This window comes from Pantoea sp. CS_6 (assembly GCF_041954745.1).
GTDB lineage: Bacteria > Pseudomonadota > Gammaproteobacteria > Enterobacterales > Enterobacteriaceae > Pantoea > Pantoea stewartii.
This window is the reverse complement of the sequence record NZ_JAVAYG010000005.1, coordinates 258674-271998: the sequence shown is the minus strand read 5'-3', so window position 1 is coordinate 271998 and position 13325 is coordinate 258674. Positions and strand designations below refer to the sequence as shown.

Here is a 13325-nt window from a genome sequence, read left to right as displayed (position 1 = left end):
TACGCGATTTTTCCTTGATGCCAACCCGCGATGGCGTATAATGCGCCACAATTTGCCGGAGGAAACATGCAACAGCATCGTGGACAATGTGACGCGCTATCTCGCCTGACCGCAGGCGGCACCGCTGTTTCTTTCCGTCATCGAACCGATCTCAAAAAAGCCCCTTTCTAAGGGGCTTTTTTTTGTCCGCAATCCGGCCGCGCAGAGGAGAGAGCTATGGCTAACCCGCTATATCGCAAGCACATCATTTCAATTAACGATCTCAGCCGCGACGAGCTGGAGCTGGTGCTGCATACCGCCGCCCGGCTCAAAGCCAACCCTCAGCCGGAACTGCTGAAACACAACGTGATCGCCAGTTGCTTCTTTGAAGCCTCTACCCGCACCCGGCTGTCGTTTGAAACCGCCATTCATCGCCTGGGTGCCTCCGCCGTCGGCTTTGCCGATGGCAGTAACACCTCGCTGGGCAAGAAGGGGGAAACCCTGGCGGATACCATTTCCGTCATCAGTACCTATGTGGACGCAATTGTGATGCGTCATCCGCAGGAAGGGGCAGCCCGACTGGCCACGGAGTTCTCCAACGGCATTCCCATTCTGAACGCGGGCGACGGCGCGAATCAGCACCCGACACAAACGCTGCTGGACCTGTTTACTCTCCACGAAACCCAGGGTCGTCTCAGCAATCTGAACGTGGCCATGGTGGGCGATCTCAAATATGGCCGTACCGTTCACTCGCTGACCCAGGCGCTGGCCAAGTTCGACGGCAACCGCTTCTTCTTTATCGCGCCGGATGCGCTGGCAATGCCTGCCTATATCACCGATATGCTGGATGAGCAGAATATTGCCTGGTCGCGCCATGACAGCTTTGAAGAGGTGATGCCTGAGCTGGATATTCTCTATATGACCCGCGTGCAAAAAGAGCGGCTCGATCCCTCAGAATATGCCAACGTCAAAGCCCAGTTTATTTTACGGGCAGCCGATCTGGTCGGGGCCCGCGATAACATGAAAGTGCTGCATCCGCTGCCCCGTATTGATGAAATTACCCCTGACGTGGACACCACGCCGTACGCCTGGTATTTCCAGCAGGCAGGTAACGGTATTTATGCGCGCCAGGCCCTGCTGGCGCTGGTACTGAACAGCGACGTCGCCCTGTAAGGAGTGAACAATGAGCCACGATAACAAACTGCAGGTCGAAGCCATCAAAAACGGCACGGTTATCGATCATATCCCGGCGCAGGTGGGCTTTAAGCTCCTGTCGCTGTTTCGCCTGACCGAAACTGACCAGCGCATCACTATTGGTCTGAACCTGCCGTCAGGTGAAATGGGCCGTAAGGACCTGATCAAGATCGAAAACACCTACCTGACCGACGATCAGATCAATCAGCTGGCGTTCTATGCACCGCATGCGACGGTCAATCGCATCGACGACTATGAAGTGGTGGCCAAGATCGCCCCGACGCTGCCGGATCACATCGATCGGGTGCTTACCTGCCCGAACAGCAACTGCATCAGCCGCAGCGAGCCGGTGTTCTCCAGCTTCGCCGTCAAGCACCGCGCCGATGAGGTGCACCTGAAGTGCAAATACTGTGAGAAAGAGTTCGCCCGCCATGTCGTGCTGGGCCACTTTTAATCGTCCCGGGCGCGCCTATAATGGAACGCGTTCTGTTGCGGGCGGCATCGTTGCTGCCCCGGCCTTACTTTAAGGAGAAATGATGTCTCGTGAAATCAGTACGGAAAAAGCCCCTGCGGCCATTGGCCCTTACGTACAGGGCGTTGATCTCGGCAACATGATCATCACCTCGGGCCAGATTCCCGTGAACCCGGCCACCGGTGAGGTCGCCGATGATGTGTCTGCGCAGGCACGTCAGTCGCTGGAAAACGTGAAGGCAATCGTGGAAGCGGCGGGACTGACGGTAGGCGATATCGTTAAAACCACCGTGTTCGTGAAAGATCTGAATGACTTTGCGACCGTAAACGCCACCTACGAAGCGTTCTTTACTGAGCACAAGGCAAACTTCCCGGCGCGCTCGTGCGTGGAAGTCGCCCGTCTGCCAAAAGATGTGAAGATTGAAATCGAAGCGATTGCACTGCGTCGCTGATAAAACGCGTGCGCACCGGGTGCGCACGCGGCTTTCGGTCTGCCATTAAGCCTGGAATTTGCCCTGCTTACCGCCGACCGTTCACGGTGTGATCAACCTTAAAAGCTTTGCCAGTTATCCTGTCCGCCTGTCGCCAGAGCCATCACGGGTTTGGGCGCAACAACGGTTGTGGGTTGACGCTGAGGCGTCACATCAGCCGCCTGCTGGCCCGCGAGCGTAAACCTGCGCACCAGCGCAGCCAGGCCGTCGGCCTGCTCCTGTAGTGAGAGCGATGCAGCCGAGGCTTCTTCCACCAGAGCCGCATTCTGCTGGGTCACGTCGTCCATCTGATTGACCGCCTGATGCACCTGCGCGATCCCCTGGCTCTGCTCTGTGGCCGCAGCGGCGATTTCGTTAACCAGATCGGTAACCTGACTGACCGCACCGCGCATCGTCTCCATATTCTGATTCACGTTATCCGCCTGCGACGTTCCCGATTCAATCAATGCATTCGACGACTGAATCAGCGTTTTGATTTCACGGGCGGCGGTGGTGGAACGCTGCGACAAATTGCGCACTTCCCCTGCCACGACCGCAAAGCCGCGCCCGTGTTCGCCGGCTCGCGCCGCTTCAACCGCCGCGTTCAGCGCCAGAATATTGGTCTGAAACGCAATGCCTTCAATCAGGGTGATAATGTCGCCCACCTTGCCCGCGCTGTCACGGATCGACGTCATGGTATCCAGCATGGTAGTGAGTGCCGCAGAGCTGGTTTCGGAGAGGTTACGCGTATTTTCGGCCAGATTGCTCGCCTGGCGCGTGTTGTCGGCGGTCTGTCTGACGGTTTCGCTGATTTGCGTCATGCTGGCAGCCGTTTGCTCCAGCGAGGCAGCCTGCTCTTCTGTGCGGGCAGACAAATCCTCATTCCCTGCCGCAATCTGTGCCGACGCACTGCTGACGGACTGCGAGGCACTGCTGACCGCATGCATTGCGGACGAAATACTTTCCATAAGACGATTATAAGAGCGTGCCATGATACCGACTTCATCACGGCGGCTGTCATCGGCCTTCAGGGAAAGATCAAGCGTATTGCTGGCGCGTTCCATCAGCCCGCCCATGGCATTCAGGCTGCGGCGGACGCGCATGATGGTCAGTATCGTCAGCATCCCCAGGCCAGTAATCGCCAGGGCAATACCGGCGGCCATGCCCCATTTGGTCAGCCGATAAATATGTTGGTTTTGCAGGCGTAACGCTTCACCCATTTTGCTGTTAAATTCAAACTGGTCGCGGTAACTGTTTTTTAGCTGGGTGATGGCACCGCCAATACCTTCATCATCACTTAACAGTGCCAGGCTGCGTTCATTCTGATGTGCCCGGGAAGCCGTGAGAAATGCCGGAAGATTTTGTTTAACGGCATCGATTAGCCGGAATGACTTTTCTGTCATCACCCGATCGTCGTCGTTGGTAATATCGTTATCGAAATAATATTTCGTCAGTGTCGAAATGTCCTCAATGCGTTTTTGAATAACCGCTTCGAGACTGGCCAGCTTGCCGCTCTCATCCTCTGTCTGATGACGATATAACGCCACAGAGAGGCGATTACTTTCATCCACCAGCCGGTTTAATACCTTGAGCGAATCAATCGTGTTTACCTGCACATATTCAAATCGCGCCTGAAAACCGGCAAGAAGTGAAAGTGTTACGATCCCCAGAATAATCAACGAACCTGCTAAAAGCGAAAAAGCCAGAGAAAGTCTTTGCGTCATATTCATTAAACCGAGCTCCTTTCTTTCCTCCGAGCCTATTCCCGAAGGAAGCCAGAAATTAATCGGCAATAATAAATAAAAATTTATTTCAATTTTTTTAAACCTGAATTCGATTTCAAGTTTAAATTAATTATTCATTGCAAAAACTTATCGGAATTAAATAAATGACCGGATGAAAACAATAACAAAATAAACTATATTTTTTTGAATAGTAAATTTTTGGTGATACGTCAAAAAGAGACGTAATACCCTTGGGGCCAGCATAAAGGAGAAAAGCGGAACCGCGGGGACAGCGCGCCCCGCGGTTGTTGCATCAGGCGCGGGAAGACGGACGCCACAGCCACAGGAGGGTAATCGCCAGCGCGAACAATGCACCAAAGCCAATGCCGGTCGCCACGGCGGGCGCACCGGCGCGAATGGCCAGCGTATACAGCCCCAACATGATGAGCATGGCGGTGTTTTCAATCAGGTTCTGCACTGCAATCGCATTGCCCGCGCCGACGCTCTGTTGACCGCGTTCCTGAAGCAGCGCGTTGAGGGGTACAACAAAGAAACCGCCCAGCACGCCGATGATCATCAGCAGCAGGTAAGCATTCAGCAGGGTATGTTGCAGGGCGAAAATCACCACCATCACGCCGATCAGAACGCCCGCGGGCATACAGCGGCGCACGGTTTCCAGCGTCACCAGCTTTGCCGCCAGTGCCGCGCCCACCACAATCCCTACCGCGACCATAGCATTCAGCATGGTCGGCGTTTTGTTATCGCTGATGCCCAGCGCCACGGGTACCCACAGCACCAGCAGAAAACGCAGCGTCACACCTGCGCCCCAAAACAGACTGGTACCGAGCAGAGAGAATCGGGTTTCGGCATTGTTCCATAGCAGGCGCGTCGCGCAGAGAAAACGGCCCAGCATGGCCGCCACATTCCAGCTCTGCCCCGGACGCGCGGCGCGCAGTCTGGGAATAAACAGGTTCGCCACCACCGCCACCGCATAGGTCAGAGCACAGGCGGCCAGTGCGGCAACCAGATGCCAGTCCGACAGGATGCCGCCCGCCACCGAGCCCAGCAGAATAGCCGCAATGGTGGAGGCTTCCATCAGCCCGTTGGCTTTAACCAGTTTTTCGCCATGCGCAATTTCAACCAGAATGCCATACTTCGCCGGGGAGTACGCGGCAGCCCCGATTCCCACCAGGGTGTAACCCAGGAAAGGATTAAAACCAAAGCAGATCACCATCGCACCGAGCAACTTCAGGCTGTTGGCAAACATCATGGCCCGGCCTTTGGCAATGCTGTCTGCCATCTGGCCGACAAAGGGCGCAAGCAGAATATAAGTGGCAACAAACAGCATCTGCAGTACCGGCTGGCTCCAGTCGGGATAGAACTGGTTTTTCAGCAACGCCAGCGTGGCAAACAGCAGGGCGTTATCGCCGAACGCGGAGAAAAACTGCGCCACGATTACCGCTATCATGCCGCGCGACAGTAACGGCGCATCACGTTCTGGGATCATGCCTGGTCCTCTTCCGCCATTTTCTTCAGGGTGACATAGTCAGGTTTGCCACTGCCCAGCAGCGGCAGCTGTTTGACCACGCGGATATCGCGCGGTACGGCCAGATCCGCGGCACCCAGCGACCGGGCCGCCTTTTGCAAATCCTCACGCGCTAAGGTGCTGTCGGTAGTAAACAGCACTAATGCTTCACCCCGATTACCGTCGGGCCGCAGCGAGGCCGCGTGCTGTTTATCCGGCGACGCGCTCAGGGCGATCTGCTCGACCACTTCCAGCGAGACCATTTCCCCGGCAATTTTGGCAAAGCGCTTCGCCCGGCCCTGGATCTGGCAGAATCCGCCGTCATCAAAGCTGACGATATCGCCGGTATCGTACCAGCCCGCTTCCATCTGCCCTTCCCCGTTGTCCGCCGCCGGGGTTTCCAGTACGCCGGGATTCTCCACCCGCAGGTAGCCTTTCATGATATTTGGACCACGCAGTTGCAGCCGCCCGCCCTGTTCAATGCCCGGCACGGACATCAGGCGCGAATCCATTCCCGGCAGAATACGACCTACCGTGTGCGCTTTGGCGGCCATGGGCACGTTGATGGCGACAACAGGCGCGCATTCGGTGACGCCATAGCCTTCCAGAATCCGGATGCCGTATTTTTCCATGTACAGCTGGCGCGTGTTCTCCTGCAGTTTTTCTGCCCCCGCGACCACATAGCGCAGACGGGCAAAGTCATAAGGCTGCGCAAAACGGGCGTAATTCCCCAGGAAGGTTGAAGTGCCAAACAGCACGGTACAGTTGCGGTCGTACACCAACTCAGGCACCACGCGGTAGTGCAGCGGACTGGGATACAGAAAGACCTGCGCCCCGGTCATCAGCGGCGTAAACAGCCCCACAGTCAAGCCGAAGGCATGGAACAGCGGCAACGCTGACATAAAGCGATCGCGTGGCGTAAAGTCGGCTACCGTGCGAATCTGCTCAACGTTCGCCAGCAGGCTTTTATGAGAATGCACCACGCCTTTCGGATGCCCTTCGGAGCCAGAGGTAAACAGCACCATCGCGGCATCTTCCGGCTGTTGCGTCACCTGCGCCTGACGCGGCACCAGCAAATGCGCCAGTATCCAGAGCTTATCCTGCAACGTGACGGTATCTTTCAGATCTTCCAGATAGATCCACCGCACCTCGGTCAGCGCCTGCGGCAGATGCCACAGGTTGCCTTTATCCAGGAACTGCCGCGACGTGAACACGGTCTTTACCTGTGACGCAGTCAGCGCCGCACGCAGGCCCGTTACGCCCGCAGAGTAGTTCAGCATGGCGGGCACGCGCCCACGTAATGATGCGCCCAGGATCGCCGCCGCCGTGACCGTGGCGTTGGGCAGCAGCAACCCGACGTAATCGCCAGGCTGGCTGTACCGTTCCAGAATGCGTCCAACGCCCAGCGCTTTTTTCAGCAGGCCGGTATAGCTGTCGGGTTTGAAATTCACGTCTTCGATGCACCGCTTAAACGCGCCATAGCGCTGACGGGCACTCAGAAAAGCCTCATACAGGGTTTCCCTGGGCCGCACCGCCATGCGTGCTTCCATCATAATATGGTGCAGGTGCTCACCGGCCAGCACGCGACGGTCGCGGGCGCGCTTCGCCTCGGGCATCGGAATGTGTGTGCCGGGTAAAATGCTCAGGGTAATACGGGGAAACAGGCGACGCTTGAAAACGCCCGCCAGGCGACCGAACGGCGTAAATTCTGCCCCTTCAATGCGCATCGGCACCACGGTCGCGCCAGATTTTGCTGCAACAAAGCCCGCGCCGCTGTAAATCTTCATCAGCGATCCGGTCACGGTAATGCGGCCTTCGGGGAAAATAACCACCGGGCGGCCGCTGTCGATGAGCCGCACCAGCTGCTTCAGCGCCATCGGCTTCATAGGATCGAGCGGCACGAAATCCGCATAGGGTTTTATCAGGCGTAAAAACCAGTGTTCGCTAATAGACGAGTAGATTGCAAATACTGGCTTAACGGGCAGAAACAGCGCCAGTAGCGCGCCATCCAGGAATGAGGTGTGATTGGGCGTAATCAACACTTTCTGCTTGCGCAGCTCAGCGGTATCGCCCCGCAGTTCAACCCGCCACAGCAGGCGAAAAAGCAGACGGAAAAAAGTGAATAACATGCCGGCTCCTTAGCATGGTGAAAACAGCCACTCACGATGCAGGATTTAGCGGTAATCGACAACTGATTATTGGCGGATGCGCCGGAGAAAGCTGACGCAGATCATGACAAGACCAGGCCAGATTTCAGGCAAAAAAAACCCACGCATCTGCGTGGGTCGGTGTAATAACGACTGGCCTTGCCGGAGCAGTGCCCGTTTTCACACCCATCAATACCTCTGGGATTTCTATCCTCTCACCCTTTAGTCGGTCAGAGACAGATGAAAAAAGAAAATGAATTCGCCGAAATGAAACGAGGTGTAAAAACATGCACACCTCGCTTACAGTTTGATTTGATTAGGATTTATCTGAACCGTTATCCACAGGCTTACTGTAGATAGCATCGGGGGCGATATTCATGTGCTTCAGCACCGGCCCCATGATGTTGCCGAATACCGGCGCGGCCACGGAGCCACCAAAGTGATCGCCAGCGGTCGGGTGGTTAATCATGACGACCAGCGCCACTTCAGGATGGCTGGCGGGAGCAATACCAGCGGTGTAGTTCACATAGCCGCCGTCATATTTACCGCTGCTGCCCATTTTCTCCGCTGTCCCGGTTTTGGTAGCCAGACGATAGCCGGGTACCGCCGCCTTCACCCCGGTCCCGCCCGGTAAGACGTCACTTTCCAGCATGTGCACCACTTCTTTCACCGTTTCAGGATTGGCCACCTGCTTGCCCAGCACGGGTGGCGTGACCTTGGTGATCGACAGCGGACGATAAACCCCATAGGAACCCAGCGTGGCATATTCCCGGGCAATCTGTAGCGGCGTCACGCGTAAACCATAGCCGAAGGAGAAGGTCGCGCGTTCGATATCGGCCCAGCGCGTGCGGTGCAGCGGGAAGTAGCCGACGCTTTCGCCGGTTAAGCCCAGTCCGGTGGGTTTACCGAGGCCAAAGGCATAGTAGGTGTTCACCAGGGCTTCCGCAGGCATTGCCAGGGCAATATGCGAGACGCCGATGTCGCTCGATTTTTGCAGGATGCCGGTCATCGTCAGACGCGGCCAGTGCCCGACGTCACGGATCAGGTGGCCGTTCACGCGGTAAGGCGTGGTATCCAGTACAGAATCCGGTCGCACCAGGTGGCGCTCCAGCCCTTCCATCACTACCAGCGGTTTCACTGTCGAACCCGGTTCATAACTGTCGTTGATGGCGGTATTGCGCATCTGTGCCGGTGTGGCACCCTGATAGTTGTTGGGGTTGAACGACGGATAAGAGGCCATCGCCAGAATCTCGCCGGTATCAATTTTGACCAGCACCGCCGCACCGGAGTCGGCCTTGTTGAGCAACACGCCGTCACGCAGTTTGCTGTACAGCGTGTACTGGCTGAATTTATCAATGCTGAGCTGTACCGTCGGCGGCTGCGTCGGCGGCTGATAGCTAATCATCGAAATGATATTACCGGCCGCATCCTGGCGATACACTTCTTTGCCCGGCTGACCCTGCAGCACTTTATCGAAGCCTTTTTCCAGGCCGTTCAGACCGGTATTATCAGCACCGACGATGCCGATAAGCGGTGCCGAGGCTTCACTCATCGGATAGAAGCGGCTGTCGTCATAGACCTCACTGATGCCCTTCAGCTTGAGATCTTTGATGTCTTTGGCGATCCCCAGCTCCACTTTACGTCCCAGATAGAGAAAACGACGTTTAGGATTCGCGGTGATCTGTGACGCGACCTCTTCGGGCCGCATGCCCAGCGCCGCCGCCAGATAGGCCCATTTGGCGCTGGTAAAGTCGGGGTTACTTTCCAGTACGCGCTGCGGATCAGCGATCACGTCACGCGAGGGCACGCTGAGTGCCAGTGCCTCACCATTGCGATCCAGTAAGGTGCCCCGGCTGGTGGGCAGCGTCACGTTACGCAGGGAGCGCTGATCCGCCTCATGCTCCAGCATCGGCTGATTCAGGAACTGCAAATCGGCCACGCGCGCCAGTAAAACGACCATGCAGGCCAATACGCCCAGACAAATCAGGCGAAAACGAAACGGGTTAAACGGGGCTTTTATCTGGTCTTTACCCAGTAATTTTTTTATCCGGGGCATAGCAATCCGCTGCGCTTAAAAAAAAAGAGGTCAATCCAGCAGTTATAATCAAAGCGCGGGTGAAAACACAGGAAAACTGTGTATCAGTTCGTTATTGATCGTTTTCCTCGGGGCAAAAAAAACCTGCGTATCTACGCAGGTTGGTGTAATCAAAAAAATCAGTTGATGTTCACCCATCAATACCTCTGGGATCCTGACTGTAGCAAGCGGCGATCCCGTTCTGCCACGACAGAAACGCAACAGTTACCTGCAAAATGTAACCAGCCGTGTGATCCTTACGTATTTGTGCAAACGACATGTTTTTTGATGTCCACGAGGCAACTCATGGCGTTCGGCCCCTGGGTCAGTGACGAGGTGCCGATATCCAGCGTTAAAACATTCGGATTGCCCGCCCGATCAAACGGCTGCCAGGCGTTGCCAAAGCCGGGATCAAACCAGGCACCGGTAGAGATGATCACCACGCCCTGCTTCAGGCCGTCGGTTAAACGCACCCCAGCCAGAATCCTGCCGCGCGCATTGCTGACTTCAATCTCGTCACCATCGACAATGCCGCGCGCGTTCGCATCCTCAGGATGCATGTACAGCGTTTCATGGCCGGCGGTTTTATTGCCCTGCACGGTGGCAGTGGCATCCAGCTGACTGTGCAAGCGATCCGAGGGCTGAATGGAGATCATATGCAGTGGATAGTCCTGACTTGCCGGCGCTCCCAGCCATTCCCGCGGCTCACGCCATTCCGGGTGACCGGCCATATCCTCCAGCTGATAATCCGCAATCGTCTGGCAGAACAGCTCAATTTTGCCGCTGGCGGTCTGGATCGGATGCGCGAGGGGATCGGCGCGGAAGTCCGCCATAAAGACGTAGGGTTTACCGCCTTCGGGGATTTCAACGAAGCCGCGCTGCCAGAACGCCTCAAATTCGGGGAAAGCAATGCCGCGACGACCATGGGCGACGGCGCATTGTTGGTAAAGATGCGCGATCCACTGCATCTCGTTGCGCCCTTCCGTGAAGGTATCCCGATAGCCCAGTCGCTCGGCCAGATCCGCAAAGATATCAAAGTCGTTACGTGCCTGATGCTGGGGTTTAATCGCCTGATGCATCGCCAGCACAAAGCGATCGCGCGACGAGCCCCCGATATCATTGCGCTCCAGCGTGGTGGTTGCCGGCAGTACGATATCGGCCATCTGTGCGGCCGGTGTCCAGACGATATCCTGCACCACGACGGTATCCGGCTTTTGCCAGCCTTCCACCAGCCGGTTCAACTGCTGATGATGGTGGAACGGGTTGCCGCCCGCCCAGTGCACCATGTGAATGTCCGGGTAGTGCAGGGTTTCGCCCTGGAAGCTATAGGGCTGGCCGGGGTTAAGCAACATGTCACTGATGCGCGCCACGGGAATAGAGAGGCCCGACGGATTGGGTCCGGTACTCATCATCGGCGCGGGCCCTTCCTGGCGCGGATTGCCCACGCTGTTCATGGAGCCGTGACCAAATGAGAAGCCCGCGCCCGGCAGGCCTGGCTGTCCGAGCATGGAGGACAGCGCGATCATCATCCAGTAGGGCTGTTCGCCGCGATGAGCACGCTGGACAGAGTAGGAGCAGGTGATAAAACTGCGTTTGCCGATCAGCTGCTGCGCCAGTTGAACAATGCGCTCCGCCGGGACCGCGGTGATCCGGCTCGCCCAACCCGCCGTTTTGGCGATGCCATCGCTTTCGCCCAGCAGATAAGCACGCAGCTGCGGCCAGCCGGTGCAGTGACGGGCAAGGAAATCCTCGTCGGTCGCACCGCGCTGATAAATTTCATACCCGAGCGCCAGCATCAGCGCCACATCGGTATTCGGCCGGATCGGGATCCAGTCGGCGCGAACAAATTCAGGGCAGTCGTCGCGCATGGGGCTGATGTTGATGACGGGCGTGCCTTTCGCGGCCAGCTGTTCCAGCGCCGGTTTCAGGCTGTGCTGACCTGCGCCGCCGGAAGCCACCTGGGCATTTTTTAGCGCCAGTCCGCCAAAGGCGACAAAAATCTCGGCGTGTTCCACCACCTGCGGCCAGTCGGTGACGCGCCCGGTGAGCGGCATGTAGGTGCCCATAACATAAGGGAGGAAAAACTGCGCTGCGCCCCAGCTGTAGTTGCCTTGCTGATCGACACCGCCGCCGCCCTGAAAATAGAAACGCCGTACCAGCGTGCGCGCATGGTTGACGCGCCCTGCCGATGACCAGCCGTAAGAGCCATTAAAAATGCCGGAGGCACCGTAGCGTTCACGAATGCGGCGATTTTCCTCAGCCACCAGATCCAGCGCCGTATCCCAGTCAACGGCGACAAAATCTTCGCGTCCACGCAAGGTGCGATCGCTGTTCTCGCGGGAGGTTAACCACGAACGCCGCACCATAGGTTGGCGGATGCGTTTATCCGAGTAGACCAGTTCAGGAATGGTGTTGAGCATGGGCGACGGATCGGCGTCGGCAAAAAAAGGTTCGCAACCGATAAGACGGTCGTTTTCGCTTACCGCGGTAAAGGCGCCCCAGTGCGCCAGATGTGGCACTTTTATTTTCATGGTCATCGCTTCGGCAGGTGTTGGGATAAGCAGCATATCACGGGCTGTGACCGTAGCAGAAGGCATCACCCCTCGTCTGATTTTGCCCTGTTTGCGACCGCACTGGCATTCTGTTGGCTTGATGTACGTGCGCTTTTCCGTAACACTGGAGCGATGTGTAAACGTTTCCCCAAAATCAGGTAAACCCATGGCTACCATTAAGGATGTTGCCCGGCTGGCGGGTGTTTCTGTCGCCACGGTTTCCCGCGTGATCAACAATTCGCCTAAGGCCAGTGACAGTTCGCGCCAGGCGGTGAATCAGGCCATGGAATCGCTCCAGTACCATCCAAACGCCAATGCACGGGCGCTGGCACAGCAGTCAACCGAAACCCTGGGGCTGGTGGTGGGCGATGTATCCGACCCGTTCTTTGGCGCGATGGTGAAAGCGGTAGATGAAGTGGCAGGCCAGACAGGCAACTTTTTGCTGATTGGTAACGGTTACCATAATGAGCAAAAAGAGCGCCAGGCTATCGAACAACTGATGCGCCATCGCTGCGCGGCGCTGGTGGTTCACGCCAAGAAAATCCCCGACAGCGAGCTGGAAGTGTTGATGAAGCAGATGCCCGGCATGGTATTAGTGAATCGCCTGCTAAAGGGGTTTGAACAACGCTGTATTGCGCTTGATGACCGCTACGGTGCCTGGCTGGCCACGCGCCATCTGATTCAACTGGGCCATCAAAATATCGCGTTTATCTGTTCCACTCACACCATTTCGGATGCGGAAGACCGCCTGCAGGGCTATTACGATGCCCTGGAAGAGCACGGCCTGCCCTGCAATGACAGGCTGGTCGCCTGGGGCGAACCGGATGAAGTCGGCGGCGAGCAGGCGATGACGGAATTACTGGGACGCGGCAGAAACTTTACTGCCGTAGCCTGCTATAACGACTCTATGGCTGCCGGGGCGCTGGCGGTCTTAAGCGATAATGGCGTACAGGTTCCCGAAGCAATGTCCCTGATCGGTTTTGATGACGTGCTGGTTTCCCGCTACGTTCGCCCGCGCCTGACGACGGTGCGTTATCCCATCGTCACTATGGCGCAGCAAGCCGCCGAACTGGCGCTGGCGCTGGCTCACCACCAGCCCGTTCCTGAAGTGACCAATATGTTCAGCCCGACGTTAGTCCGCCGCCACTCGGTCAGCGGCCCGGCCACCTCGTCCTGAGTTCCTGCCTTG

Annotated in this window: 9 protein-coding genes; 4 read left to right on the top strand and 5 right to left on the bottom strand. The window is 57.0% G+C overall.

Annotation, left to right across the window (positions count from 1 at the left end; all coding sequences use genetic code 11):
• Window positions 1-216: 216 nt before the first annotated feature.
• The 3 genes from pyrB to ridA all read left to right on the top strand — a co-directional run bounded on the left by pyrB (window position 217) and on the right by ridA (window position 2096).
• Entirely contained in the window at window positions 217-1152 is a 936-nt protein-coding gene (pyrB, locus tag RAC90_RS10050; protein ID WP_205952545.1) for an aspartate carbamoyltransferase, read from the top strand.
• A 10-nt stretch (window positions 1153-1162) separates the two neighbouring features.
• Window positions 1163-1627: an aspartate carbamoyltransferase regulatory subunit gene (gene pyrI / locus RAC90_RS10045; RefSeq protein ID WP_054634587.1), complete on the top strand. Its 465-nt coding sequence runs from the start codon at window positions 1163-1165 to the stop codon at window positions 1625-1627.
• 82 nt (window positions 1628-1709) lie between these two features.
• Complete coding sequence (gene ridA, locus RAC90_RS10040; protein ID WP_006121790.1) at window positions 1710-2096, top strand: 2-iminobutanoate/2-iminopropanoate deaminase; 387 nt, start codon at window positions 1710-1712, stop codon at window positions 2094-2096.
• A 98-nt stretch (window positions 2097-2194) separates the two neighbouring features.
• On the opposite strand, the gene RAC90_RS10035 is transcribed toward ridA, so the two are convergent.
• From RAC90_RS10035 to RAC90_RS10015, 5 genes are all read right to left on the bottom strand, one after another.
• A complete protein-coding gene (locus RAC90_RS10035) occupies window positions 2195-3844 on the bottom strand; it encodes a methyl-accepting chemotaxis protein (protein ID WP_375124296.1) in 1650 nt (549 codons plus the stop codon).
• 307 nt (window positions 3845-4151) lie between these two features.
• Window positions 4152-5345, bottom strand: a complete 1194-nt coding sequence (gene lplT, locus RAC90_RS10030; protein ID WP_375124295.1) for a lysophospholipid transporter LplT — start codon at window positions 5343-5345, stop codon at window positions 4152-4154.
• Complete coding sequence (gene aas / locus RAC90_RS10025) at window positions 5342-7492, bottom strand: bifunctional acyl-ACP--phospholipid O-acyltransferase/long-chain-fatty-acid--ACP ligase (RefSeq protein ID WP_375124294.1); 2151 nt, start codon at window positions 7490-7492, stop codon at window positions 5342-5344. The genes lplT and aas overlap by 4 nt, the downstream gene beginning before the upstream one ends.
• 334 nt (window positions 7493-7826) lie before the next feature.
• Window positions 7827-9566, bottom strand: a complete 1740-nt coding sequence (locus RAC90_RS10020) for a penicillin-binding transpeptidase domain-containing protein (protein WP_375124293.1) — start codon at window positions 9564-9566, stop codon at window positions 7827-7829.
• Between the two features lie 275 nt (window positions 9567-9841).
• A complete protein-coding gene (locus tag RAC90_RS10015) occupies window positions 9842-12115 on the bottom strand; it encodes a molybdopterin guanine dinucleotide-containing S/N-oxide reductase (protein WP_039339105.1) in 2274 nt (757 codons plus the stop codon).
• 187 nt (window positions 12116-12302) lie between these two features.
• On the opposite strand from RAC90_RS10015, the gene galR reads away from it, so the two are divergent.
• Window positions 12303-13313, top strand: coding sequence for an HTH-type transcriptional regulator GalR (galR, locus tag RAC90_RS10010; protein ID WP_039338882.1), 1011 nt, complete (start codon window positions 12303-12305; stop codon window positions 13311-13313).
• Window positions 13314-13325: the final 12 nt, after the last annotated feature.

Excerpts from the sequence above, each read along its gene's own strand:
- pyrB (WP_205952545.1), top strand. The coding sequence starts at position 217 with ATGGCTAACCCGCTATATCGCAAGCACATCATTTCAATTAACGATCTC.
- pyrI (WP_054634587.1), top strand. The coding sequence starts at position 1,163 with ATGAGCCACGATAACAAACTGCAGGTCGAAGCCATCAAAAACGGCACG.
- ridA (WP_006121790.1), top strand. The coding sequence starts at position 1,710 with ATGTCTCGTGAAATCAGTACGGAAAAAGCCCCTGCGGCCATTGGCCCT.
- RAC90_RS10035 (WP_375124296.1), bottom strand. The coding sequence starts at position 3,844 with ATGAATATGACGCAAAGACTTTCTCTGGCTTTTTCGCTTTTAGCAGGT.
- lplT (WP_375124295.1), bottom strand. The coding sequence starts at position 5,345 with ATGATCCCAGAACGTGATGCGCCGTTACTGTCGCGCGGCATGATAGCG.
- aas (WP_375124294.1), bottom strand. The coding sequence starts at position 7,492 with ATGTTATTCACTTTTTTCCGTCTGCTTTTTCGCCTGCTGTGGCGGGTT.
- RAC90_RS10020 (WP_375124293.1), bottom strand. The coding sequence starts at position 9,566 with ATGCCCCGGATAAAAAAATTACTGGGTAAAGACCAGATAAAAGCCCCG.
- RAC90_RS10015 (WP_039339105.1), bottom strand. The coding sequence starts at position 12,115 with ATGAAAATAAAAGTGCCACATCTGGCGCACTGGGGCGCCTTTACCGCG.
- galR (WP_039338882.1), top strand. The coding sequence starts at position 12,303 with ATGGCTACCATTAAGGATGTTGCCCGGCTGGCGGGTGTTTCTGTCGCC.